The sequence below is a fragment of the Kluyvera sp. Awk 3 genome, from assembly GCF_028069715.1.
GTDB classification, from domain to species: Bacteria; Pseudomonadota; Gammaproteobacteria; order Enterobacterales; family Enterobacteriaceae; genus Kluyvera; species Kluyvera georgiana_A.
In genome coordinates this window covers 40,076-66,140 of record NZ_JANEWH010000011.1, presented here as the reverse complement: position 1 = coordinate 66,140, position 26,065 = coordinate 40,076, and the positions used below count along the sequence as shown (strand labels likewise).

Below are 26,065 nucleotides of genomic sequence, written 5' to 3'. Positions count from 1 at the left end.
GGTTTATTTGACCTGTATCGCAAAAAATCACCTCGACAGACGCGAAACCAAAAATGCGCCTGAATATTGCATCGCGACCCTTGATGAATATCTGAATAATAAAAGGGAAGCTAATGAACCGATTTATTGTTGCTGATGCCGCCAGCTGTATTGGTTGTCATGCCTGCGAGGTTGCCTGCGTTACCGCCCATCATCAGGATAACTGGCCGTTACATCGGCAGGATTTCATGCCGCGTATTCATGTTGTTTTCCACCGTAAAGAGAGTCGTACCGCCACCTGTCACCACTGTAACGACGCGCCCTGTGTGGCTTCCTGCCCAACCGACGCCCTTTATTTCGCCGATAACAGCATTCAACTGAAGCAGGAAAAATGCATAGGCTGTAAGAACTGCGTCATCAGTTGCCCATTCGGGGCCATCGAAATGGTGGCCGCCAATGAAGATGCGCCACAGCTGGCGCAGAAATGCGACCTGTGTAGCGAACATCCCAGCGGGCAACCGGCCTGTGTGGCAACTTGCCCAACGCAGGCGCTGCGCTTGATGGACGAACAGCAGCTTGAGAAATTACGCCGTGAGCGCCAGACGCGGACTGTGCTCGGACAGCCGGTGCAGCCGCGTCAGCCAGGCCGTCGCGAAATGTTTCTGGCAAAACCGCCTCGCGTCGGCGCCGGGAAGGTGGACGCCGCGCTGCGCAAAACGCATTTCGAGGAGATTTACTACGGTTTGTCTTGCTCAGCCGCAGAATATGAGAGCGAACGCTGCCTGAGCTGCGCGCAGAAAGCGTGGTGCAACTGGACCTGTCCGCTGCATAACCACATTCCCGATTTTATTCGCCTGGTTAATGAAGGAAAAATCATTGAAGCGGCGGAGCTGTGCCACCAGAGCAGTTCGCTGCCGGAAATCTGTGGCCGCGTGTGTCCGCAGGATCGTTTATGTGAAGGGGCATGCACGCTGAAAAACGAAGGCGGCTCGGTCGCGATTGGCAATCTCGAACGCTACATCACCGACACCGCGCTGGCGATGGGCTGGCGTCCGCAGGTGGTTGGCGTGACGCCGCGTAAGGAGCGGGTCGCCATTATTGGCGCCGGGCCTGCCGGGTTGGGCTGCGCCGATATTCTGGCGCGCGCAGGCGTGCAGGTGGATGTTTTTGATAAGCATCCGGAAATTGGCGGGCTGCTGACGTTCGGTATCCCGCCATTCAAGCTGGATAAAGGGATCCTCGGTATGCGCCGGACGATCTTCAGCGAAATGGGCATTCAATTCCATCTGAACCAGGAAGTAGGGCGTGATGTCGACTTTAACGATTTAGTCGCCAATTACGACGCGGTGTTCCTTGGCGTCGGTACCTATGGCCTGATGGCGGCGGGGCTCGAAGGTGAAGACGCGCCGGGTGTGATCCAGGCGCTGCCGTTCCTGATTGCCAGCACCCGCGAGGTGATGGGGCTGGAAGAGAGTCCGGAGTACCCGCTTATCGATATCCAGGGCAAGCACGTCGTGGTGCTGGGCGGTGGCGATACTGCGATGGACTGCCTGCGTACGGCGGTACGACGCGGGGCCGCGAGCGTGACCTGCGCTTATCGTCGAGACGAGTTGAGCATGCCGGGGTCGAAAAAAGAGGTGGTCAACGCGCGGGAGGAAGGCGTGGAATTCCAGTTCAACGTCCAGCCGCAGTATATCCAGCGCAACCGTAAGGGACAGGTCAGCGCGGTCGGTATGATCCGCACCGACATGGGGGAACCCGGCCCGGACGGACGTCGTCGTCCGAGACCGATTGTTGGCTCCGGCTTTGAGCTCCAGGCGGATGTGCTGATCATGGCATTTGGCTTCCAGGCCCATGATATGCCGTGGTTACGCGGCCATGGCGTGCAGCTGGACCGTTGGGGCCAAATTCGCACCGGTGGCAGCGGTCGCGGCACCACGCAAACCAGCAATGACAAGATTTTTGCCGGCGGTGACGCGGTACACGGCGCTGACCTGGTGGTCACGGCGATGGTGGCGGGGCGTCAGGCCGCCAGTGAAATACTGACGCTGTTTAAGAGTAAGGAGGGGGAATGACCAGCTTTATCATGGCTAATCCGGCGTCCTGTATCGGCTGTCGCACCTGCGAGATAGCCTGCGCGCTGGAACATGCCACAGAGTCTGCGGCGTTCGCGCCGCGCTTAACGGTGCTGCGTCTGGATACGCTTAGCGTGCCGGTGATGTGTCATCAATGTGAAAATGCCCCCTGCGTGGGGGCGTGCCCGGTAGGTGCATTAAGTATGGGGGACGAGCGGGTTGAAGCCGATGATTCCCGCTGTATCGGCTGTCAGAGCTGCGTGGTGGCCTGTCCATTTGGCGTGATTAACATTGCGTCAGCTAAAAATCAGCCGGCAACGATTGTGAAGTGCGATCTCTGCCACGGGCGCGAGCGCGGCCCGGCCTGTATTGACGTCTGTCCAACCTCTGCGTTAAGCAAAATCACCGGTGAGACGCTGGCGGAAATGCAAAAGCAGCGCAAGATAACCACCGCGTTCTGACGTGATTGCCGGGGATGAGTGACTTCCCCGGCGACAACTGCGTCACGATCTGTATTTTGGCTTTGTGCCGTCGCCCATTGCCCCCAATACACTGTTTTATAAAATTTAGTTTGTTGACCCGGCCAGCACGCGCGACCGGGCCATTGGTTGTGGATCAGTCTAGCTCATCCATCCGTTTCCACATCTTCGCCGCCACGTTGCGCGCCTCGGCAAAAATCGGCTCGCAGTCGAAGGTAAACTCACGGTTTTCATAGACCATCACGCCGTTGACCATCACGCTGTGCACGCTGCCCGATCCCATGCCAAAAGCAATATGTCCGGCGATGTTCTCCGCCACCAACGGGGTGGGCGGCAGATAGTCGCAGACGGTGAGATCCGCTTTATATCCCGCTGCAATACGACCAAATTGCGCATTGAAGTTGCGGCTGAGCAAGGTATTACCGTTACTGAGCGCACGAGCAAAGCTGTCTGGCCAGAGCGGGCCACCGGCGTCGCGATGTTTAAAGAAGGCGAACTTCAGCTCTTCGAACATATCGGAGCCGATTCCGTCGGTACCCAGCGCCAGATTGCGATAGGCGACGAGCTTGCGGTTATAGCCCACGTGGTTATTCATGTTCGAACGCGCGTTATGCACCAGGAACCCGTCGCGCTCGTTGAGCAAGGCGATATCGGCGTCGGAGAGATACAGGCCGTGAGCAATCAGTGTTTTACGGTCGATCAGGTCAAATTCCGCGAGGCGAACCAGTAAATCCTTACCGTAGTGATGGTGGCTATGCGAGACGTCGTAGCTGTCCTCCGCCGCGTGGATATGCAGCCCGCGCCCGGTCGCTTTCACCGCTTCGCTGAGCATGGATAAACCCGCATCGGTCACGGTGAACGGCGCGTGCGCGCCGATATGCGCTTCGACCAGATAAGGTGCTTTCCCGGCTTCCCGCGCACGGTCTATTTCGCGCGCAAAACGGATATTTTCTTCGACGCTGGCCTGCAACTCTTGCTGGCCGCCGTTACGATCGGTGGTTTCAAAGCAGGTCATGCCGCGCAGGCCGACCTTCAGGAAAGCGTTACGCAGTTGGCTGAGCGACCCGGCAATGTAGTTCGGCGAGGCATGATGGTCGATGACGGCCGTACAACCGCTGCGAATCGCCTCCATCGCGCAGATAAGCCCGCTGTAGTACAGCGATTCCTCGTCCAGCGCGCGGTCCAGCCGCCACCATAGGTTTTTCAGCGTGGAGATAAAGTCCGGGCTCGGGGCGATATTGGCCTGGATACCGCGCGATAATCCCGAATAGAAGTGGTTATGTGAGCAGACCATCCCCGGCATCACCAGCTTGCCGTGCATCTCTTTGATTTTTGCCTGCGGGTAGTGATGGCAAAGATCGTGCCCGACCGCGATGATGTCCGTATTTTCAATCACGATATCGACATTTTCCTGCACCATTGCCGGATAGAGTTGGGCGATGGTGGCATTTTTCAGCAGTAACTGGCTCATACTTCAACGGCCCCCAGAAGATAGTGATGATGACGATGGACATGGCTGATGATGCGGCACATGGCGTCTAACTGCGGTGGTATCTGATTGAACTCCCCATGGTCGTCGAGGGTCAGCAGCCAGGTTTGTTCATTCTGACGAATATGGACGCGATTCCCCTCGACCAGGAAGCCTGGATTGCTGCTGTTGCTGAAATCCTGCGGCAGGCTGAAGACGGTAATTTTGTCTTTGTACGGTTTGCCCTGCCATGGGCAGAACTGGGCGCAGTTACCGCATTCGTTGCAGTAGGCGTCCAGGTGCAGCGTCTGATAGCGATTTTCGAAGCCGGGGACGGCAATCGACACGTTGGCGCGGTTCGGGCAAACGTCCACGCATTTACTGCACACATAGTTGCATTCCAGACAGCGTGCGGCTTCCTGGGCGACGAAAGCGTCGCGATCGTCTTTGCCAACATTGGCAACCACAATGGCGCCTTTACGCCGGTAAACTTCAGCGGGATCCACGTTGTTCCAGTGTTTATCGCCATGGTGGCTGCGGATATTTTCTCGCGCCAGAATGGTATCCGTTGCCCGGCGGGCGTTACCGATGGCGGAGACAATTGAAGAGGGGCCGCGCTGAACGTCGCCAATCAGGAAAACGCCCGCTTTACGGGTTTCACCGTCGGCGTTCACTTCCGGCCAGCCGTTTGCGTCCAGCGGAATGCCCATCGCCGCGAGCGCGTCACCGTCCTGCTGCTCGCCGATGGCGGTAATCAGCGTGTCGACCTGTAGCGTACAGGTTTCTGCTGTCTCTACCGGGCGGCGGCGGCCTTTTTCATCCACATCACCGAGCGCCATGACGCGTACGGTCAGTGTACCGTCGGCATCGAATCGCTCCGGATTATTCAGGAAGCGGAAGGTGACGCCATCGTGTACCGCTTCTTCATACTCTTCGCGCCAGGCGGGCATCTCCTGCTGCGAACGGCGGTAGATGACGGTTGCCTGCTCTACACCCGGCACGCGCAGGGCGGCACGGGCACAGTCCATCGCGGTATTGCCCGCGCCAATGATGGCCACGTGCTTACCTAACTGCAGGTTATCGCCGCGGTTATATTCACGCAGGAAGGACAACGATTTACGCACGTTCGGGTTATCGCCCTGCAGCTTCACGCCGCTGTTTTTATCGGTACCGGTGCCGACCAGAACGTAGCGGTATCCCTGTTGCTGAAGTTTTTCCACCGTCAGGTGCGGGTCGCAGCCGTAGACGATGTTGACGCCGTGGCTCACCACAAAGTCGATATCCTGCTGGATAAGCTCGCCGGGAATACGGAACTGCGGAATGATATTTCGCACCACGCCGCCCGCGTTAGCTTCGCGTTCAAATAACGTGACACTGTAACCTGCGCGTGCGAGGAAATAACCCGCGGCCAGCCCTGCGGGACCGGCGCCAATCACTGCCACCGGGTGCTGGGTGCCGGAACCGGCGGGTTTATGCCAGCGACGCTGATATTCATCCCAGCCTTTTTCGAGGGCGATTTTCTTCAGTTCACGAATATTCAGCGCGCTATCGTAGTCGAGGCGTGTGCAGTTGTACTGGCACTGATGGTCACAGATATGACCGGTAATGGCCGGCAGCGCGTTGCGCTGATAGATAAGTTCCAGCGCGTCAACGTAGCGCTGTTCGCCCATCAGTCGAATGTACTCCGGGATATCTTGCTTGATGGCACAGGCGCTCACGCAAGGGGCAACGTAGCAGTCGGTCAGCGGCAATTTTTCGCCGACATCAATACGATCGTCCGGCTTCCAGTGCTTCTGGGTATACTCCATGCTGACCGCTTTTTCCGCTAGCGCGTTCAGGCGCTTCACGTCGACCTGAGTCATCTGCCAGCCGTCGGCCTGTTCCAGTTCGCGCATACATTCGCTTAAGCGCAGATAGCCGCCGGGCTTCAGCAGATCGGTGGCCATGGTGATCGGGCGGATGCCGGTCTCGAAAATATCGCGGATGTTCAGTTGGCTGGCGCCGCCGGAGTAGGAAATAGGCAGCTTGCCGTCAAACTCGCGCGACAGCAGGGCGGCGACGTTGATTGACAGCGGGAACAGCGCGCGTCCGGACATATACATTTCGTCGCCCGGCAGCGCGCCTTTGTTGTTTACCGTACCGAGGGTATTGGTCAGCTTCACACCGAAGCCAAGATTTTTACTTTTGGCCAGCGTCATCAAGCGCTTAAGCATTTCCAGCGCCTGGCCAATTTTCAGATCGTGGTCGAAAGAAGCTTCGTTCAGGCCAATATAGCCAAAGCCGCAGGTATCGAGAATTTCACGTACTCGCTTGAAGCCCAGCAGCGTCGGATTGAGTTTCACGAAGGTATTCAGCTGCTTTTCTTCCAGCATATAGCGACAGATGGCTTCAATTTCGCCCGGCGGGCAGCCGTGCATCGTGGAGAGCGTCACCCCCTGAACCAGTTTTGCCGGAATGCGGTTCACCAGCGCGGCGTTTTCTGGCCGATGTTGTCGCAGCCAGCGAGTTAGCGTGTCGCGATACTGGGCAAACTTGGGATGCGATCCGGCGTTCATCATGTTGTCGATAAACTGCTGCATCGGAGGCTGTTTGATACCTTCGAGGTTATAGCCGACGCTCATATTGAAGATAAACGACTTGCCGTCTTTAACCGGCGTCAGCGGCAGGATCTCCTCCAGCAGGTGCAGAATAAACCACGCCTTCAGATACTCATCCCACGCCTTAAGCAGGGTAAACTCGGTGGACCATTCGGTATTGAAACATTCATCTTCGGCGTCGATACAGGGTTTTTCCAGCTCCAGACGGTCGAGGATTTGTACCGTTTTCAGTTCGATAAACCGTCCACCGGTCAGCCAGGACGTAATAATATTTTGCGCCAGCTGGGTATGCGGCCCCGCCGCCGGGCCAATCGGCGTCGCGCAGGTTTCACCAAACACGCTCACCTTATGCGGGCTGTTTTGTGAATAAAACTGCTGTTCCGGAATACCAAAGATGGAACGATGATTCTGATATTCATCAACAATACGCGTTAAGAGTTCCTCAAACGGAACGGGACGCATGATATCGCCCATAATCCTCTCCTTAGACTTACCTGTTAAATCATAGTGGCCGGTATTGAGATAATTCCGACGGATAAGGGGAGGTCAGCAACAATCACACCAGATATTGAGGTAATAGAGAGAATTAGTCAGGAAATGTGAGAGAGATCTAAAGTTAAAACGGCGTGATGCAGCGTGATTCGATTTGTTGATGAGAATTAAAATCACTCAGGCAAAGACGCTTTGCTTATTTATCAATAATGATAGCGGGCTATCAAATTGATAATATCATTTGGGCATTGATGTATTGTGGTTCTTATTTAAGCGAGTAAAGTCTTCCGGGGTATCAATATCGAGGATAATTGCGGGATTATTGAGCGTTAGCTTACGATAGGGGCCTGTGAGTAGACATTGACGTACCGAGGTCTGGTGAGCGTCGCTTAAACACTGCTGCAAATTACCGGTAGACGTGAGAATGGGATGCCCCGGCACGCCCGCGTAATATGGCAGCAGCGTACCTTCGAAGCGCTGTTGCCAGAGTTCATCAAAAACACCATCGTCGAGGCATGGTAAATCGCCGTGGGTGATAAAACAATAATCATGGCGTAATGCCTGAATACCCGCCTTTACCGAAGAATAGAGCCCCTGGCGGAAGTCAGGATTATAAATCAGGGTCATGTTGGGCATGCCAGAATATCGTGTTATTAGCTCCTTATGGCGAAATCCGGTCACTAAAATAATATGCGAGCAGCAGCGGCGCGCATTTTTAATACTTGCATCAAGTATTGTGCCATCCTGCCAGGGTAACATCATTTTCCATTGTCCCATTCGAGAGGACAGCCCCGCGGCGGTAATAATGCAATCGACCTCCATTTTTATCTTTGCTCCTGAATATAGGGATATCGCGCAACATGGAAAATATACCGCACGTTGACGAATTATTATGTGATTTGAACGCCACTGCTAGCCCTTTACTGATTGCCGCCGTGGGGGCGGGTGGGAAAACCAGCACGTTGTTCTGGCTGGCAGAGCTGTTTCAGCAGGCAGGGCGACGCGTGCTGCTGACCACCACGACCCATATGTTTGTCCCCCACACCTTGCCGGTCACCCTGTGCCGCGATCCGCAGACACTGCCCGCCACATTCTGGCAGCAGCCGATACAGGCGTGTTTTTCTGCCTGGCTGCCGGCGTCAGGAAAGGTCAGAGGCTTTACGCCCGCCCAACTGGACGCGCTCATGGCGAGTGGCCTGGTGGACGTCGTGCTGGTAGAAGCTGACGGCGCTCACGGTTTTGCACTTAAAGCGCCGGATGAGCATGAACCTTGCATCCCTCATTCCTGTTGTTGCGTAGTTGCCATTACAGGAGCAGGGATGCTCGGAAAACCGATTGGGCCAGCCACTGTCCACCGCTGGCCACTTTTTTCCCGCATCACCGGCGCTACGGCGCATGACGCGCTCATGTGGCCGATGTTGCATCGCCTGGTTCAGCATCCGCAAGGCGCGTTTAAAGGCGCGCCAACGGGCTGCCGGCGTATCTGGCTGCTCAACCAACTTTCTCAAAATGAGAATTTGCAGCCTGGCAATTTGATAATGAGAAAGGATGTCGACGTCATCTGGGCCGGTTCGGTCCAGTCGCGTCCGGCGATTACGCGCAGACGAGTGAGAAAGTGACTCCATTCTGGGGTGATCAAGGAATATCCATTTGAGGTTGTTATGAATATTTTCTCAGAAGCGGCAAGACTCGAAGCACAAAACCGTCCGTTCGCGCTGGCGCAAATCGTCGACAGTCGCGGTTCCACCCCCCGACATTCCGCGCAGATGCTGGTCCGTGATGACGGCAGTATTGTCGGAACGATCGGCGGCGGTATGGTTGAACGCCGGGTCATTGATGAAGCCCTCGATGCCCTGCGTGAAAAAGCCTCGCGCATGTTTCATGGCCGGATGGCGCGTACCGGGGCCGATGCGGTGGGCTCGGACTGCGGCGGCGCGATGTCGGTGTACATCAGCGTTCATGGCCTGCGCCCCAGGCTGGTGTTGATTGGCGCCGGTCATGTGAATCGTGCTGTGGCTCAGAGCGCAGCATTGCTGGGTTTTGAAATCGCGGTGGCGGATATTTACCCGGAAAGCCTCAATCCTGAACGTTTCCCGCCGTTCACCCAATTGGTACAAGCACAGAGCTTCGGCGATGCCGTGGAAAAACTGGCCGTTCAGCCGGATAACTATGTGCTGATCGCCACCAATAATCAGGATCGCGAAGCGCTGGATAAGCTGGTCGTACTGCCCACCGCCTGGCTGGGCCTGCTTGCCAGCCGTCGTAAGGTGCAGGTGTTTTTACGTCAGCTGCGCGAGAATGGCGTTGCCGAGGAACATATCGCCCGGCTGCACGCGCCGGTGGGCTATAACATTGGCGCCGAGACGCCGCATGAAATCGCCATCAGCGTGCTGGCGGAGATCTTACAGGTGAAAAATCGCGCGCCGGGCGGGCTGATGATGGCCAGCGACTCGCCAACGCAACCGCTGCGGGTGGTTATTCGCGGGGCGGGCGATATCGCGACGGGCGTGGCGCTGCGATTGTGGCATGCCGGTTTTAAAGTGGTGATGCTGGAGGTGGAGAAACCGACGGTGATTCGCCGTACTGTGGCTTTTGCCCAGGCGATATTTGACGGTGAAATGACGGTAGAAGGTGTGACCGCGCGTCATGTTGCCTCTGCCCAAGACGCTATGCGGGTGGCGGAGAGCGGTACCATTCCGGTGCTGGTTGATCCGCTGTGCGAGTCGCTGCGCGAGCTGAAGCCCGACTGCGTGGTGGATGCGATCCTGGCGAAAGAGAATCTGGGGACTCACTGCGGGCTGGCCCCGTCGGTGATTGCGCTTGGGCCGGGTTTTTGCGCGGGAACCGACTGTCATGCGGTGATTGAAACCAATCGTGGTCACTGGCTGGGGCAGGTCATCTATCAAGGTCGCGCGCAGGAGAACACCGGCGTACCGGGAAATATTATGGGGCATACCGCCAAACGCGTGATCCGCGCGCCAGGCGCGGGCGTGATGCGCGCTCGCGTGAAGCTGGGCGACATCGTCAACGAGGGCGATGTGATTGCCACCGTTGGTGAGGCTGAAATTCGGGCTCCGCTCAGCGGTATGGTGCGCGGGCTGCTCAACGATGGTCTGGTGGTCGATATTGGTTTTAAAATCAGCGATATCGACCCGCGCGGTGATAAGGCTGACTATACCAGCGTATCGGACAAGGCGAGGGCGATTGGTGGTGGTGTGCTGGAAGCGTTGATGATGCTGACAAATCAACGCATTAAACAGCAGAATCGTAGCCCAATTGCCGTATAAGCCAACGCCGGGGCCGCGCTGAGCCTGGCCCCGGCGTTATTGGGTGGTTTTATCCTTCGATAATGGTGCCGGTTTTACCTTCAATACCTTCCTTCGCTTTGCTCAACACTGTGATCAATGCTTTACGCCCAGGACGGGAACGGGCAAAGGAGGCTGCAGCTTCCACCTTCGGCAACATGGAACCTTTTGCGAAATGTCCTTCAGCAATAAAACGGTCGGCGTCGCCTAAAGTGAGTTTATCCAGCCACTGCTCGTTGGGTTTACCAAAGTTGATGGCCACTTTCTCCACCGCGGTCAAAATGATAAGCATATCGGCATCAATCATGGCTGCCAGCTTCGCGCTGGCCCAATCTTTATCAATGACCGCGCTGGCACCGCGCAGATGATTCCCCTCGCGGATCACCGGGATCCCGCCGCCGCCGGCGGTGATCACCACGTGGCAGGCATCCATCAGCGCTTTTACCGTTTCTTTTTCAATAATATCAATCGGCTGCGGTGAGGCGACCACGCGGCGATATCCGCGCCCGGCGTCCTCTTTCAGGATGTATCCCTTTTGGGCCAGCTGTTCCGCCTCTTCTTTGCTGAAGAAGGAGCCGATCGGCTTGGTAGGGTTACTGAATGCTGGATCGTTGGCGTCAACCTCCACCTGGGTAATCAGCGTGGCGACCGGAATATCCATATTGCGTGACAGCAGCTCCTCGCGTAGCGCATTTTGCAGGTCATAACCGATATACCCCTGACTCAGCGCCACGCACACCGACATTGGCAGCATTGGGGTATGGGCATCGGTTTTGGCGGCGGCTTCAAACGCCAGATTGATCATCCCCACCTGCGGGCCATTGCCGTGGGTTACTACCACCTGATGGCCTTGTGCAATCAGGTCGACGATGGCCTGTGAGGTTTGTTTAACGGCCTGCATTTGCCCGGCCAGATCGTCCCCCAGTGCGTTTCCGCCCAGGGCGAGTACGATTTTTTTACTCATGAAATCCTCTCTTTAAGATGGCATGCCGCTTACAGGAAGGGCTGCGGAAGAAAAGGGGGCGCGCCGCAGGAAACGGCCCTGACCGGCGACGCCGCAGAAGGTGCCGTTACTGAAGATGACCCGGCCACGCGACAGCGTCTGGCGGATGGAGCCCTGACAGATAAAACCTTCCCACGGCGAATAGTCGGCGTTGTCGTGCAGCATTTCGTGACGAATGGTAGTCGTCCGGCGCGGATCGATAATCACCACGTCGCCGTCCGCACCTGCCGCCAGCACGCCTTTATGTGGCCACAGGCCGAACAGCTTCGCCGGATTAGCGCTGGTGAGGGCGACGAAATGTTCGGGCGTAATTCGTCCGGTCATCACACCGTGAGAGAACAGCAGTAGTAGACGGTTTTCAGCCCCCGGCAGACCGTTCGGGCAGCGGCTAAAATCGCCGTTTGACAGATGCTGACGCTGGGCCATCGAAAAGGCACAATGATCGGTGGCTATCACATCGATGGAGCCGTCGCTCACCCCGCACCACAGCGCGTCATTGTTGCTGGCATTACGCAGCGGCGGGCTGAGCAGATATTTCAGCGCATCCTCGCGTTCATAGCAGCGGTCATCGAGCAACAGATACTGCGGGCAGGTTTCCACCCACACCGGTTGATGACGCGAACGCGCCAGCTTCAGGTATTCCAGCCCCAGTCCGTTCGACAGATGCACGATATACAGCGGCGCATTACCAGCGAGTTGCGCCAGGTTAATCATGCGCGCGATAGCTTCCGCTTCGCATTCCAGTGGCCGGCTCAGGGCGTGATAGCGCGGCGCGGTTTTCCCCTGTGCCAGAAATTCAGCGCGTTTACGGGCAATGGCGGCGTCGTTTTCCGGGTGCACGGTGGTCAGTGCGCCCGCGCTGTGCAGATGGCGCATCACCTGAAGTACGTCGTCATCGCTCAGCTTGTACTGGTAGGTTAAATAGAGTTTGAAACTGCTGATCCCCGCGTCGACCATCATGGGAATTTCATCGAGGATCGCAGCGTTGATGTGCTGAATGACGCCGTGAAAGCTGTAGTCAATGACGGCTTTGTAAGCGGCGTAACCGTGATAGGTCTCCAGCTGATGGCGCAACCGACAGCCTGCCGGACCAAATCCCATATGATCGACGACAGTGGTTGTACCGCCACAGGCCGCGGCGCGGGTGCCGGTAAAGAAATCGTCGCAGCTGCGGGCCAGACCGGTATCAATGTTGAAATGGGTATGAACATCCACGCCGCCGGGCATCACGTAGCAGCCGCTGGCGTCAATCACTTCGCAGGGGTGTTCGACGGTTATCTCTTCGGCCAGTCGGCTAATCAGGCCGTTTTCAATAAGCAGGTCCTGTCTGGCCCGTCCGTCGGCGTTGACGACGGTGCCGTTTTTAATCAGTACGCGCATATAAACTCCAGACTCCCGCCGCGAACGGCGGGAGGAATAGCGGACTACAGTGACTCGGTGGCCAGCCAGCTCAGCGGAATTGCGGCATACATTGCGGCGCAGGTGACCAGGTGTGACTTCCAGGTTTTTTCGTTTGGCGCGTGGGCTTCCGGCTCTTTACCCGGACCAAAACCAATCACCGGAATGCCGTGACGGCCCATGATCGAGACGCCGTTAGTGGAGAAGGTCCACTTATCGACCACCGGGGCTTTGCCGAAGAGACCTTCATAGGCATTGCTCAGCGCACGCACGGTGAAGTGATTCTCTTCCACTTTCCAGGTCGGGAAGTAGCATTCGGTCGGATACACCAGCCCGGTCCAGGATGGACGGTCATAGTTGTACATAGAGACCACCGCACCGGCTTTTTGTACCGCAGGCAGGGCGCGAATTTCCTCCAGCGCGCCTTCCCAGGTTTCACCCCACGTCAGACGACGGTCGATGGAAACGGCACAGCTATCGGCGACCGCGCAGCGGCTTGGTGAGGTAAAGAAGATTTCCGAGACGGTGAGGGTGCCTTTACCGAGGAATTCATCGTTGCCCAGCTTGTGGGAAAGATCCTGCAGTTCGTTGAGAATCGGCCCCATTTTAAAGATGGCGTTGTCGCCGCGTTCTGGCGCGGAGCCGTGGCAGCTGACGCCAGAGACATCGATACGAATCTCCATGCGGCCGCGCTGACCACGGTAGATCTGGCAGTCGGTGGGTTCGGTGCTGACCACGAACTCCGGACGAATGCCGGACTGTTCGATAATATACTGCCAGCAAAGCCCATCGCAGTCCTCTTCCTGCACCGTACCGGTCACCAGCAGGGTATATTCGTCTTCCAGCCCCAGATCTTTAATAATCTTGCCGGCGTAGACCATCGACGCCATCCCGCCTTCCTGGTCAGACGCGCCGCGCCCGCCGATGAGTTCGTCGGTTTCCATGCCCTGATAGGGGTCGAAGCTCCAGTTCTTGATATTACCAATACCCACGGTATCAATATGCGCGTCCATCGCCACCAGACGCGGGCCGTGGCCGATATAACCCAGCACGTTACCCATAGGGTCGATTTCCACTTTATCGAAACCGACCTTTTCCATCTCTTCTTTGATGCGGTGCACCACGCGTTTTTCGTCGCAGCTTTCGCTTGGGATAGCAATCATATCGCGCAGAAAGCGGGTCATGTCCTGTTGGTAGTGGTTGGCTTTTTCAACAATCAGTTTAAAAGGAATATGCTTAGCCATGAGGATGTTCTCCAGTTCTGAATTTGTAGGATTTATTGTGCTGCCGGATGCTTACCTTCCCAGACGATTTCCCGATAATGCTTCACGTCGGTGTCGCCTTCGGTGCTGATGATCAGCACGACGGAGTGGCTATCCAGCTGCAGTTTGTTCATGAGCGCGTCGCGCTGTGGGTGATAGTGAACGGCGGCGAGTACGCCAAGGCCGACCGCGCCGGACTCCCCGGAAATGACGCGCGGGTCGTGGCCAGGCGGGTTACCCAGCACCCGCATACCCAGTGCGGAAACCGCGTCCTGGCAGGAGATAAACTGGCTGGCGCAGTTGCGCAGAACTTCCCAGCCGAGCGGGTTGGGTTCACCGCAGGCAAGCCCCGCCATGATGGTGGCCATATCGCCGCCGACGTTGACGATTTGCCCCTTCACCCCGGAGCGGTAGAGGCAGTCGGCCAGCTCGGGCTCAACGATGACGGAGCGCAGATTCTCCGCGCCGTAGACGTCTACCAGGTAGCCAAGCACGCCGCCTGCCAGCGCGCCAACGCCGCCCTGCAGGAAAACGTGCGTTGGGCGAGCGATGCCCATCGCCGACATTTGTTCAACGGCTTCATCGGCCAGCGTGGCGTAGCCCTGCATAATCCAGGTGGGGATTTTGGTGTAGCCATCCCATGCGGTATCCTGTACCACCTCCCAGCCGTTTTTCTGCGCCGTCTGCATGGTGAAGCGCACGGTATCGTCATAGTTCATGTCGGTGACGATACACTCTGCGCCCAGACGCAGAATGGCGTCCACGCGTTCCTGAGCTGAACCTTTCGGCATGTAAATCACCGCGTTTTGCCCCAACTGCTGCGCCGCCCACGCCACGCCGCGTCCGTGGTTACCATCGGTGGTGGTGGCGAAGGTCATTTTTTCTTTAATGCGCGATTTCAGGCCATCGAGTGACAGCGCGTTGATATCCAACTGGTACTTTTCACACAGTAATTGTGCAATCGCGTAAGAACCGCCCAGCATCTTGAAAGCGTTAAGGCCAAATCGCTGCGACTCGTCCTTCACCAGAATTTTGTTTACGCCAAACAGGGTGGCCAGTTCATTCAGCGCGTACAGCGGCGTGGGTTGGTAACCGGCAATTTTCTGATGGAAACGGCGCGCCTGTTGCGCAGGCTGACGCGCAAACAGCGGCGAGGTTTCACCGGTATAAAAACGGTTATCGGCAATATCCATTTTCAGTGAGAAAGCAGACATACACTGTCCTTATTCATCATTACGGGGGAGTGATGCTGGCCCGCAGGCCAGCGAAGGTGGCTATTTGATGCGTTTCTGCGCCTCGGCCAGCAGTTGCTCCAGCAACTTGCCCGGCTTCGCGTATTTGCGGCAGAGGATCATGGCGGCGATGATGTACGGCTTCCAGCTGGCCTCTTTGTAGGTGGCAATACGGTATTTTTCGAACACCGCTTCGGTGACTTCACCTTCATTACAGGACACGCCGGTAATATCGGCTGGCAGGCAGTGCATGTACAGCGCGTCGCCGTCACGGGTTTTCGCCATCATCTCTTCGGTGCAGTGCCAGTCTTTATGCTGGGCATTTTGCGCCAGACAGGCTTTCTCCAGCGCCTTCAGACCGTCGTGATCGTTAGCGCGCAGTAGCTCGGTACGCTGTTCCATGACCTGATACGGCGCCCAGGACTTCGGATAGACGATATCGGCATCTTTAAAGGCTTCTGCCATGTCCGTCACCTGACGGAAGCTGCCGCCGGAGGCCTTGGCGTTATTTTTCGCGACCTCAATCACATCAGGAATCAGGTCGTAGCCTTCCGGGTGGGCGAGGGTGACGTCCATACCAAAACGGGTCATCAGGCCGATAATGCCCTGCGGCACAGAGAGCGGCTTGCCGTAGCTTGGAGAATAGGCCCAGGTCATGGCGATTTTCTTGCCTTTAAGATTCTCCAGCGAACCAAAGTGTTCACGTAGCCAGGCCAGATCGGCCATCGCTTGCGTTGGGTGGTCAATATCACACTGCAGGTTAATCAGCGCCGGGCGCTGCGGCAGCACGCCCTGTTTGTAGCCATCATCCAGCGCTTCGCCCACTTCACGCATATAGGCATTACCCGCGCCAAGATACATATCGTCGCGAATGCCGATAGCATCAGCGCAGAACGAGATCATATTGGCGGTTTCACGTACCGTTTCGCCGTGGGCAATCTGCGATTTTCCTTCGTCGAGATCCTGCTGCGCTAGCCCAAGCAGATTCAACGCCGAAGCATAGGAGAAGCGGGTACGGGTTGAGTTATCGCGGAATACGGAAATCCCCAGCCCGCTGTTAAACACTTTGGTGGCAATATTTTCGGCACGCAGCGTTTTTAACGCTTCCGCGACGTCCAGCACCTGCTTGAGTTCGTCCGGCGACTGTTCCCAGGTCAGCAGGAAATCCTTCTCATGCAGATTAGAGTTCAGCGTGTTGATATCCTTAATCAGTTCGTTAACAGTTTTCATATTTCAATCCTGGTCGTGAATGACGGGCTTATTGATTGCTGGTTACCGCTGCGGCGAATGCCAGCGCTGGTATTTCACTAACAATAAGCGTGCCAATTTCCAAGAGACCCAATTTACAACGGTCAATATGCGGAAATTATGCGATGGATATCACGAAAAGAATGCGTTGATGCCGGATGGGAATAACATGGGGGCGCTGTGGTCAGATGATGTGTTTATTTATACATGGGTTTTTTCTGGCGTTATATTACCCGTCAGCAGAGAAACGCACCATATTGATAAAATCATCATCGAAATTATCATATTGATATGAAAATGTGATACCACTTCCATATTTGATTCAAGAATTGAAAAAGAGAAAGTGCTCAGGTCAATTATTGCCAGGGGCTGCGGTAGTATCATCGTAAAGAAATAAGCGTTGACGTTCACCCCGTTAGCTTTCAGTGAGTGATATTATGATACCTTCCAGTTCATCATCTATCTTGATGCAGATTCAGCCTACAATTCAACGTTTTGCCCGCATGCTCTCCAGCGTTCTTCAGCTTGAAGTTGAAATTGTCGACAATACGCTATGCCGCGTGGCCGGGACAGGAAGTTATGGGAAATTCCTTGGCCGTAAATTAAATACAGACTCGAGACTTCTTCGTTACATCATTGAAACAAAAAAGGAGAAGGTTGTTACCCATTCTCGTTTTGATCCCCTCTGTAAAGGTTGTGAAAGTAAGGAAACCTGCAAAGAAAAGGCCTTCCTCGGAACGCCGGTGATTTATCAGGAGCAGTGCGTCGGCGTTATTAGTCTGATTGCTCTGACGCGCGACCAGCAGGAGCGAATAAATGATAATATCACCGAGTTTTCCGATTATGTTCGTCACGTCTCCTCCATATTTGTCTCCCGTTTACTGGAGGATCAGAGCGGTGGCGACAATATCCAGAAAATGTTTTTAACGATGCTTGACAATATGGACCAGGGCGTGCTCGTTGTCAGTCAGGAACAGAAAGTCAAGTTTGTTAATCAGGCAGCGTTAAAAATCCTTGGGGTGTCCCAGGGGAATATGGTGGGTAAAGAGATTCATTTCCGGCCTCTGACGTTCGCGCAAAATTTTATTCGCGGACACGTTCAGCATGTCATTTCTATTGATGATAAGAAAGAGCTCATCATTGGTCAGCTGCACGCCATTCAGGATCAATGGCTGTTCCTGATGGCGTTTCATCAGTCACACTCTTCGGCGGATATTACCGCACCGCAGGAAGGGCCGCAGATTGAACAAATGGTCGGAGAATGTCGGCCAATGCGACAGCTGAAAAAGCTGATAACTCGCGTTGCCCCCAGCCCATCAAGCGTGATGATTGCCGGAGAAAGCGGAACCGGTAAAGAGGTTGTCGCCCGTGCGGTGCACAAGCTGAGCGACCGCAAAGATAAGCCGTTTATTGCCATTAACTGCGCGGCCATTCCTGAACAACTGCTGGAAAGCGAGCTGTTTGGCTACGTGAAAGGGGCCTTTACTGGCGCATCGGCCAACGGCAAAACGGGGCTCATTCAGGCCGCTAATCACGGGACACTGTTTCTGGATGAAATTGGCGATATGCCGCTCACGCTGCAAGCCAAGCTGTTGCGCGCCATTGAATCACGGGAGATCCAGCCGGTAGGGGCCAGTCATCCGGTGCCGGTGGATATTCGAATTATTTCCGCCACCAATCAAAACCTCGATCAATTTATCGCTGAAGGTAAGTTCCGGGAGGATCTCTACTATCGTCTCAATGTGATTCCGTTACGTCTGCCGCCGTTACGTGAACGTCAGGATGACATTGAACTGCTGATTCACTATTTCCTGCATCTGCATACCCGTCGGCTGGAGCTGGTCTATCCCGGTGTCGCGCCGGAGGTGATTGCACTGCTGAAAAGCTATCGCTGGCCGGGCAATATTCGTGAGTTGAGCAACCTGATGGAATATCTGGTCAACGTGGTGCCTTCCGGCGAAGTGATTGATGTTTCGCTGCTGCCGCCAAACCTGGTGAGCAGTGGAAAAATCGGCGAACGCGCGGATGCCCGAGGGACAACGGTGCTGAAAACCGCGAAAGAAGAGGAGGGGGTTACCGGGCTTGAAGAGATGGAACGTCAGATGATTCGCGATGCCTTGAGCCGCTATAGCAATAAAAAGCAGGCAGCAGACGAGTTAGGTATCGGGATTGCTACGTTGTATCGCAAGATCAAAAAATACGATCTGATCGTTATCTAGATCCGCCTGCGGAAACCAACGTCGCTGTCGTATCACTCTGAGAGCGACGTTATCAAAATCGACATTATCCTCTCGTATGTATACCCGTTCATAATTTAACCGACTATAGCTGGTTTTTTTGTTCTGTTAGTCAGGTGCTGCTTGCTCGCTTCAGTCGTCATTTCTGTACGTATTTTGAGCGAATGGCACCTTTCTTGCCTTTTACCTCCTGTCTCCGACGGCGCGTTCGTCGGCCATTACACATGAAAAGGACAGGAATATGGCGCAAATGAATGAAAACATCGCCACCGCACCGGTTTCACCGCTGCGCGAGTTTTTTGCCAAACCGCGGATTATCGCCAGACCGGGTTTTAACCGCTGGCTGGTGCCGCCCGCTGCGTTGGCCGTCCATCTTTGCATCGGTATGGCCTATGGGTTTTCCGTTTACTGGCTACCGATGTCCCAGCTTATTGGTGTTAGCGAGCACTTACAATGCCCAGTTAACCTCTCCTTCTGGCAGCAGCTGGTGACCCGCGACTGCGACTGGAAGATCTCCATGCTCGGGTGGACTTATACGCTGTTTTTTGTGTTTCTCGGCTGTTCGGCAGCATTATGGGGAAGCTGGCTGGAGAAGGTAGGGCCACGGCTGGTGGGCTTTGTAGCGACGCTGTGCTGGTGCGGAGGGCTGCTGCTATCCAGCGTGGCGATCTATTTTCATCAGCTCTGGCTGCTGTGGCTGGGGGCCGGGGTGATCGGCGGGATCGGCCTGGGGCTTGGCTATATTTCCCCGGTTTCCACGCTGCTGCGCTGGTTTCCTGATAAACGCGGTATGGCGGCCGGGATGGCGATTATGGGCTTTGGCGGCGGGGCGCTGGTGGGCGCACCGTTAGCTAACGCGCTGATGAATTTCTTTGCCGGGCCGGAAGGTAACGGCGTGTGGCAAAGTATCCTGGCACTGGCGGCGATCTACGCGTTATTTATGCTCTGCGGTACCTTTGGCTACCGCTTACCGCCGATGGGCTGGCACCCATCGGGAGAAAAAGCGCAGAACACGATCCGCAATCACTCAACTATTCAGGTTCACGTGAGCGTGGCTTGCCGTACGCCGCAGTTCTGGCTGCTATGGCTGGTACTGTGGCTGAACGTTACCGCAGGTATTGGCATCCTCGGCATGGCGTCGCCGATGCTGCAGGAGATCTTTGCCGGCAAGCTGCTGTCGCTCGACCTGAACTGGTATGCGCTGAATAGCGAACAGCTGAAGCGCATTGCCACCATGGCGGCGGGATTCACCGGTTTACTGAGCCTGTTTAATATTCTGGGGCGTTTCTTCTGGGCATCGGTCTCTGATTTATGCGGACGCAAAATGACTTTTGCGATCATTTTCTGCCTGGGCGCGGTGCTGTACGGCACGCTGCCGCTGGTCAACCATGGCGGTTACGTGGCGCTCTACGTCTGCGCGCTGTGCGTTATTATCTCGATGTACGGCGGGGGTTTTGCCAGCATTCCGGCCTATCTTGCCGATGTTTTTGGTTCACAAATGGTAGGGGCGATTCATGGGCGGCTGCTGACCGCCTGGTCGGCGGCGGGGATTAGCGGCCCGGTGCTGGTGAACTATCTGCGTGAATATCAGCTGGCGCATGGTGTGACGCCCGAGCGGGTTTATGACATTACGCTGATAGTGCTGACCGGCCTGCTGATCATCGGTTTTATCTGCAACCAGCTGGTGCGGCCGCTGCCGGAGAAATACGCGATGACTGCCGAACAGCAGCAGCAGGCGAAGGGGTTGTATACCATCAATAAAAATGCTCAGCTGACCTGGGAGGCTCAGCCGTCGACGCTGTTAATGACGGCAAGCTGGCTGGCCGTTAGCGTGCCGCTGCTGTGGGGTATAGCAACCACGCTGCAGCAGGCGGTGAAATTCTTCCTGTAAAGACAATGACCGACGCCAGCGTGCGTCGGTCATTGTCTGATATCACAACGGTTTATAGGGCAAACCGTTAGTACGCATCAGCGCTTAGCGCGGCTATTTGCCCACGGATCGAACGCCGGTTCTGCCGGCGTCACGTCAACTTCGTCATGTAAGGCATCGAGATATAAGGCTTCAACTTCCGCACGCGCCCAGGGCGTACGGCGCAAAAATTTGAGGCTGGACTTCACGCTGGGGTCATTCTTAAAACAGTTGATTTTGATCAGTTGGCTCAACCGATCCCAGCCGTAGCGTGCGACCAGCGCGTTAACCTGCATTTCAAGGGTTACGCCGTGTAGAGGGTCTTTAGAGGTATGCGCAGTCATGAGCGTCCATCGTTGATGAAATTTAGCGGAGGAAGAGTACAAGAAAGGCGCGGATCCGGCAACGCGGATTGATCTTCTGATGGCGCAACAGGAGATATACGACTTTATTATCAGAAACCTCTGCGCATATTCATGGTGCCAGGCATAAGAATTGTTTTATATCATATTTTTGTGTCGCAAACCTGTTGCAATAATGGCTATCTTGTTGAAATATTGATAGGTTTATCCTCCGTTGAAATAATTAGAAATATGTTTATGACGCTAAAGCTAAGCGCCATAAGGTCGATGTTATCTATCGGTGAAAATGACAAAATAAACGCGTGGGGGAAACAATGAGTATCAATTCGCAGGAAAGGCAACAAGCCCTGGATGCGTTTTTGCGGAAATGGCCCGCTGAGCGGATAGCCAGTATGACGCTGAGTGAGTATACCGACGCAGGAAATAAAGAGACGTTGGCCTGGTGGCTGGAGTTTGGCCAGGGCCGCTATCTCGGCTCAAATGCTGGGGGAGATGCCTCCAAGTTTGGTATCTATATGCGAGCTGCTCCGCCGAAAGGCGAACGTGACTTTATCCAGATAGATGAACTTTATTCGTGGAAAAAGAAATATGGCACGACCGCCGAAGAAGCGTTTGCAACGGTTAAAGATAATATCCTGAAAGTCATTAACGCCGTTACACACGGGAATCTTGAGGCTATTGAACAGCTGGATTTTGAAACTTCGCTCAAATGGAAACTCGCTTTCATTTATCAGGATCACGCTAATCCTGTCCTGCTGCCGATTTATAAATTAGCGCGCCTGCGTGAACTTTGCCGCGACACAAAAATTAACCACGTTACCGCCTATGGCATCCTGATGGAGAGCAGAGGCGATGTGCCGGCGTTGGAGTATGGTATGCAGCTTTGGCGGCAGGATGAGCAGGTAGAAGCAGATGATGACGATACCGCTGAAATATCAGAGAAAATGCCGCCGTTAAACCAAATCCTGTACGGGCCGCCGGGAACGGGTAAAACGTATCATACGGTTAATAAAGCGCTCGAAATTCTGGATCCGCAACTGCTGGCCCGACATGATTCGGATGAGGCCGGAGACCGCAGTGTGCTGAAAGCCCGCTTTGATGAACTGGTGAAAAAGGAACAAATTGCTTTTGTGACGTTCCACCAGAGTTTTAGCTATGAAGACTTTGTGGAAGGTATTCGCGCCAGAATCAATGCTCCCATTGAGGAAAAGGAAGAAGACGGTCAGTTAAGTTATTGCATCGAAGACGGTATTTTCAAACGTATGTGTAATAACGCTCGTCGAGAACGTGAGACGGAGCAGGCGTTAGGTATCGATCCGCAGGCGAAGATCTGGAAGATTTCCATCGAGGAAGTTAACTCGAGCCAGGAAACGCGGCAGTACTGTTTTGCAAACGGTGAAGCGCGTATTGGCTGGGAGCATCTTGGCGATCTTACGGCTGTCGATGTCTATGACCCGGCGCTGAATTTAGGCCGCAATGAACGTAATTCTCTGGCCTATTTCAGCCAGGAAGCCAAACCGGGAGATATTCTGCTTTGCCTCGCCAGCGTCAATGAAATTTGTGCTGTTGGCGTTGTGACCGGGTCTTATGAGTACCAGCCGGATACTCCGTCGGGTGTCAGGGAAGACTATGTACATCGGCTGCCGGTTAACTGGTTGCTGAGCAATATTCGCTTCAATATTCTTTCGCTTAATGACAACTGCTCGCTGCGGCCAATGACGATGTACCCGCTATGGCGGATAAATGTCACCGATCTGTTTGCCGGATTGCGGGAGGCGGGCTATCCGTTAATACAGCGTGAGACAACGGCCCCTCTGCCTCATGTGCTGATAATCGATGAGATTAACCGTGGAAATGTCTCGCGAATTTTTGGTGAGCTGATCACACTGATTGAGGCCGGTAAGCGGGGAGGAGCAGGCGAGGGGCTGGAAGTTATTCTGCCTTATTCGAAGAAGCCGTTCAGCGTACCGCAAAATCTGTGGATCATCGGCACCATGAATACGGCTGACCGGTCATTATCCGGTCTGGATATTGCCCTGCGTCGCCGCTTCCATTTCATCGAAATGCAGCCAGACAGTTCGTTGCTCGCTGATATTGAAATCGAAGATAATGGCACCTGCGTGAATATTGGCGATCTGCTCAACATTATCAATCAGCGTATTGAAGTCCTGCTGGACCGCGATCACTGTATCGGGCACGCCATCCTGCTGCCGCTCAAAGACGATCCCTCGGTTAGCCTGCTGGCTCATATTTTCAGTAGCCAAATCATTCCGCTGTTGCAGGAGTACTTCTTTGAAGATTGGGAACGAATTAGCCTTGTGCTGAATGACGATAACCGCCGTGATGCGCGCTGGCGCTTTATCCGTCAGCCGGGAGAAGAGACATCGCTCACCGCGCTGTTTGGCGCACAGCGGGCGGCAACGCTTCAGGATCGCCGATGGGTACTTAATCCGCAGGCATTCCATCATCTTGAGAGCTATCTGTATATTTCTGGAGCTGTATAGGTGAAGCAAACATGGATAACGGTGCGCGAATATGCGCACCTGAGTACGCCCGTATCGGGCCATTCGGTGACAACGTTAGACCATGCAGAAATAAGCCTCAGCGCCTTTGAATGGCTCTGCCAGATGCAGTCCCGTTTTAGCGATAATGGCGTGAGGCTGGTGGAGGTCAAAGATCGCCGTACGCTGCGATTAGACAGCTATGTCGGTACAATTAGCACGCCGTGCGGAACGCATATTGAGATCTTACCCAAGCATTATTCCGCGGCTGACAGTATTGAACAAAACCGGCAATTGATGTGCCGCTTAATCGCCTCGGCGTTGAACCTTCCCTGGCGGGAGGCCGGTGTGGCCGATTTGAATCTTTTCCGCTATCCGCTCAGTGAATGGGTTATGCGTCAGTTTCTTACGGAGCTGGGGAGGCTGATTAAGCGCGGACTGCGTTTTGATTATCAGTGGGTAGAGGACGAACAGCCGTTCTTACGTGGTCAGCTGGATATGACCCGCCAGATGCGCCAGTCACCGGCCCGGTTGCACCGTTTCCATCAACGGCATTCCCTGTTTTTACCGGATCGCCCTGAGAATCGCTTACTGCGGCTGGCGGTAGATAAAATAGGACGGATGACTCAGGAAGTGCAGAACTGGCGACTGTCACATGAGTTGATTGGATTGATGCGTGAAGTGGCGCCCAGTCATCAGGTCAACCAGGATTTCGCCTGCTGGGGGCATAATCGCTTAATGGAGCAGTATGCCGCGATTAAACCGTGGTGCGAGCTGATTCTGGGCGAGCATCTGCCGTTGGCCATTCAGGGGGATTCAAAGGGAATCAGTCTGCTGTTTCCAATGGAGCGTCTGTTTGAACAGCATGTGGCGAACGTTCTGCGTAAACAGCTACAGCTGGGCGCACAGCTGCATACTCAGGCCGCCAGCGAACATCTCTGCCAGTACAATGCGGACAAGCTGTTTCTCCTGAAGCCTGATTTACTGCTTATTCAGGGCGAGCGGCGCTGGGTGCTCGACACCAAGTGGAAGTGTCCGGCATCCGGAGGGGCTAATTTTGGCCTGGCGCAGAGCGATATGTATCAAATGCTGGCATATGGGATGCGCTATTTACAGGCGGAGCAGGATCTTCTGTTGATCTATCCCCGTACCTGCAATTTCGATACGGTTTTGGGCCCCTTTATGTTGCCCAATACGCTCCGGCTCCACGCGTTGCCCTTTGATTTAGACAATGACGTGCTGCTCGGCACGGAAGCTTTAACCTTGCCGCTTTCCGCATAATACAAAAAGCCCGGTATGCCGGGCTTCTCTATGGATTAAATTGGCTGTGCCGTAAACGCCATCATCTCCCGTATCACCTTCTGGCGGTCAAAGTTCAGGTCATGGCGAATTTCGCTTTCGCCTACGCGCAGCGAGTCCTGCCAGATACGGTAACAACGGCCGCGGCGACGTTGATAAAACGCGGGCAGCGCCTCTGCCGGGTTGTCGCAGATTTGTAATGTTTCCGCCAGCACCAGAGCATCTTCGATGGCCATGCCCGCGCCCTGACCCAGGTGCGGCGTCGTCGCATGAACCGCATCGCCGATCAGCACCACGCGCTGCTGATACCAGGGCGCATCGACAAACAGCTCCTCCAGCGGCTTATAGACTACGCCATCGTTATCAACGATCTGCTCGCGCAGCTGACCTATTATTCCGTCATCCGCCGGCATCCGCTGACGCATTTGCGCGGCCAGCGTGTCGTGGGCAAAGCGTGGGTTATCCGGCTCATGGGAGGTCACGAACAGATACATCAGATCCTGCCCCAGCGGTACCAGCCCGCAGTTGCTGTCTTTACCGACGAAACACATCAGGTGATCAACCTGCTCAGGACGAGAAAAGTTATAGCGCCATACGCCTTGCCCGGTAAAACGCGGGATATAGCGCTGACCGTAAAGCATCTGGCGAATGGAAGAGTAAATCCCGTCCGCGCCAATCAACAGATCGTAGCGACCCTGCGTTTGATCGGTAAACACCACGTCGACGCCGTCGGCGTCCTGCTGCATCCGCGCCACGGTTTTACCATTGGTGATGGACGCGCCTAGTTCGCTGGCCTTTGAACACAGCACCTGATGGAGTGCGAGGCGAGAAATCCCGACATTGGCGGGGAACTGCTCACCCGCGAGGCGCTCACCGGGAAAGCTGGCCAGCGGATGGCCGTTCATCGTATGCAGTGACACCCGGTCGAAAGGCCAGGCGGCATCCAGATAATGTTCCAGGACGCCCAGGCGCTGCATCTCCCGCACCACATTATTTTGCTGAATGATCCCAACGCCATAAACTCGCCACTGTGGCTGAATTTCCACCAAATCGACGGTGATACCCACGCGACGCAGGGCAATAGCCGTACAGAGCCCGCCAATACCGCCGCCCACGATCAATACTTTGTTTATTGCCATTATCCGTTCTCTTTGTAGGGGACCTGAGAAAGAGCCTACTTAACGTGACAAGCTCGGGGCCAATCGCAAAGCAAGATGAT

19 protein-coding genes are annotated in these 26,065 nt (G+C 55.1%); 9 read left to right on the top strand and 10 right to left on the bottom strand.

Annotation, left to right across the window (positions count from 1 at the left end; all coding sequences use genetic code 11):
• The first annotated feature begins 113 nt into the window (after nucleotides 1–113).
• Complete coding sequence (ygfT, locus tag NNN71_RS04500) at nucleotides 114–2,054, top strand: formate-dependent uric acid utilization protein YgfT (RefSeq protein WP_271457971.1); 1,941 nt, start codon at nucleotides 114–116, stop codon at nucleotides 2,052–2,054.
• A complete protein-coding gene (locus NNN71_RS04495) occupies nucleotides 2,051–2,515 on the top strand; it encodes a 4Fe-4S dicluster domain-containing protein (RefSeq protein WP_249023256.1) in 465 nt (154 codons plus the stop codon). Before ygfT ends, NNN71_RS04495 begins: the two co-directional genes overlap by 4 nt.
• Before the next feature lie 154 nt (nucleotides 2,516–2,669).
• Here the strand turns inward: NNN71_RS04495 and ssnA are convergent, their stop codons facing one another.
• The 3 genes from ssnA to NNN71_RS04480 all read right to left on the bottom strand — a co-directional run bounded on the left by ssnA (nucleotide 2,670) and on the right by NNN71_RS04480 (nucleotide 7,912).
• Entirely contained in the window at nucleotides 2,670–4,004 is a 1,335-nt protein-coding gene (gene ssnA / locus NNN71_RS04490) for a putative aminohydrolase SsnA (RefSeq protein WP_271457970.1), read from the bottom strand.
• Nucleotides 4,001–7,072 carry a putative selenate reductase subunit YgfK gene (ygfK, locus tag NNN71_RS04485; protein WP_271457969.1) on the bottom strand — a complete coding sequence of 1,024 codons (3,072 nt, stop codon included), beginning with the start codon at nucleotides 7,070–7,072 and terminating at the stop codon, nucleotides 4,001–4,003. The genes ssnA and ygfK overlap by 4 nt, the downstream gene beginning before the upstream one ends.
• Before the next feature lie 255 nt (nucleotides 7,073–7,327).
• The gene (locus NNN71_RS04480; protein ID WP_163446377.1) at nucleotides 7,328–7,912 is read right to left on the bottom strand and encodes an NTP transferase domain-containing protein; all 585 of its coding nucleotides are present in this window, start codon (nucleotides 7,910–7,912) and stop codon (nucleotides 7,328–7,330) included.
• A gap of 38 nt (nucleotides 7,913–7,950) precedes the next feature.
• On the opposite strand from NNN71_RS04480, the gene yqeC reads away from it, so the two are divergent.
• Together yqeC and yqeB are read left to right on the top strand one after the other, a co-directional pair.
• Nucleotides 7,951–8,709: a selenium cofactor biosynthesis protein YqeC gene (gene yqeC / locus NNN71_RS04475; RefSeq protein ID WP_271457968.1), complete on the top strand. Its 759-nt coding sequence runs from the start codon at nucleotides 7,951–7,953 to the stop codon at nucleotides 8,707–8,709.
• Between the two features lie 42 nt (nucleotides 8,710–8,751).
• On the top strand, nucleotides 8,752–10,377 hold the full coding sequence (yqeB, locus tag NNN71_RS04470) for a selenium-dependent molybdenum cofactor biosynthesis protein YqeB (RefSeq protein ID WP_223802639.1): 1,626 nt from the start codon (nucleotides 8,752–8,754) through the stop codon (nucleotides 10,375–10,377).
• A gap of 49 nt (nucleotides 10,378–10,426) precedes the next feature.
• Here the strand turns inward: yqeB and arcC are convergent, their stop codons facing one another.
• From arcC to ygeW, 5 genes are read right to left on the bottom strand one after another with little or no spacing between them, the layout of a single operon-like run.
• Nucleotides 10,427–11,359 carry a carbamate kinase gene (arcC, locus tag NNN71_RS04465; protein ID WP_223802638.1) on the bottom strand — a complete coding sequence of 311 codons (933 nt, stop codon included), beginning with the start codon at nucleotides 11,357–11,359 and terminating at the stop codon, nucleotides 10,427–10,429.
• Between the two features lie 12 nt (nucleotides 11,360–11,371).
• Nucleotides 11,372–12,778, bottom strand: a complete 1,407-nt coding sequence (gene hydA / locus NNN71_RS04460) for a dihydropyrimidinase (protein ID WP_163446373.1) — start codon at nucleotides 12,776–12,778, stop codon at nucleotides 11,372–11,374.
• 44 nt (nucleotides 12,779–12,822) lie between these two features.
• Nucleotides 12,823–14,040: a YgeY family selenium metabolism-linked hydrolase gene (locus NNN71_RS04455; protein ID WP_064545433.1), complete on the bottom strand. Its 1,218-nt coding sequence runs from the start codon at nucleotides 14,038–14,040 to the stop codon at nucleotides 12,823–12,825.
• A gap of 32 nt (nucleotides 14,041–14,072) precedes the next feature.
• A complete protein-coding gene (gene dpaL / locus NNN71_RS04450) occupies nucleotides 14,073–15,272 on the bottom strand; it encodes a diaminopropionate ammonia-lyase (protein WP_271457967.1) in 1,200 nt (399 codons plus the stop codon).
• A 60-nt stretch (nucleotides 15,273–15,332) separates the two neighbouring features.
• A complete protein-coding gene (gene ygeW / locus NNN71_RS04445) occupies nucleotides 15,333–16,520 on the bottom strand; it encodes a knotted carbamoyltransferase YgeW (RefSeq protein WP_163446371.1) in 1,188 nt (395 codons plus the stop codon).
• 19 nt (nucleotides 16,521–16,539) lie between these two features.
• On the opposite strand from ygeW, the gene NNN71_RS04440 reads away from it, so the two are divergent.
• The 3 genes from NNN71_RS04440 to NNN71_RS04430 all read left to right on the top strand — a co-directional run bounded on the left by NNN71_RS04440 (nucleotide 16,540) and on the right by NNN71_RS04430 (nucleotide 20,666).
• Nucleotides 16,540–16,833, top strand: a complete 294-nt coding sequence (locus NNN71_RS04440) for a hypothetical protein (RefSeq protein ID WP_271457966.1) — start codon at nucleotides 16,540–16,542, stop codon at nucleotides 16,831–16,833.
• A gap of 142 nt (nucleotides 16,834–16,975) precedes the next feature.
• Complete coding sequence (locus NNN71_RS04435) at nucleotides 16,976–18,757, top strand: sigma-54 interaction domain-containing protein (protein WP_167575821.1); 1,782 nt, start codon at nucleotides 16,976–16,978, stop codon at nucleotides 18,755–18,757.
• Nucleotides 18,758–19,016: 259 nt separating this feature from the next.
• On the top strand, nucleotides 19,017–20,666 hold the full coding sequence (locus tag NNN71_RS04430; protein ID WP_271457965.1) for an OFA family MFS transporter: 1,650 nt from the start codon (nucleotides 19,017–19,019) through the stop codon (nucleotides 20,664–20,666).
• Nucleotides 20,667–20,743: 77 nt separating this feature from the next.
• On the opposite strand, the gene NNN71_RS04425 is transcribed toward NNN71_RS04430, so the two are convergent.
• Nucleotides 20,744–21,028 carry a VF530 family DNA-binding protein gene (locus NNN71_RS04425; protein WP_163446368.1) on the bottom strand — a complete coding sequence of 95 codons (285 nt, stop codon included), beginning with the start codon at nucleotides 21,026–21,028 and terminating at the stop codon, nucleotides 20,744–20,746.
• A gap of 410 nt (nucleotides 21,029–21,438) precedes the next feature.
• On the opposite strand from NNN71_RS04425, the gene NNN71_RS04420 reads away from it, so the two are divergent.
• Together NNN71_RS04420 and NNN71_RS04415 are read left to right on the top strand one after the other, a co-directional pair.
• Complete coding sequence (locus NNN71_RS04420; RefSeq protein WP_271457964.1) at nucleotides 21,439–23,550, top strand: AAA family ATPase; 2,112 nt, start codon at nucleotides 21,439–21,441, stop codon at nucleotides 23,548–23,550.
• Complete coding sequence (locus NNN71_RS04415; RefSeq protein ID WP_271457963.1) at nucleotides 23,551–24,828, top strand: McrC family protein; 1,278 nt, start codon at nucleotides 23,551–23,553, stop codon at nucleotides 24,826–24,828. It begins immediately after the preceding gene.
• A gap of 35 nt (nucleotides 24,829–24,863) precedes the next feature.
• Here NNN71_RS04415 and NNN71_RS04410 read toward each other — a convergent pair whose 3' ends face one another.
• Nucleotides 24,864–25,985, bottom strand: a complete 1,122-nt coding sequence (locus NNN71_RS04410; RefSeq protein WP_271457962.1) for an FAD-dependent oxidoreductase — start codon at nucleotides 25,983–25,985, stop codon at nucleotides 24,864–24,866.
• Nucleotides 25,986–26,065 lie beyond the last annotated feature (80 nt).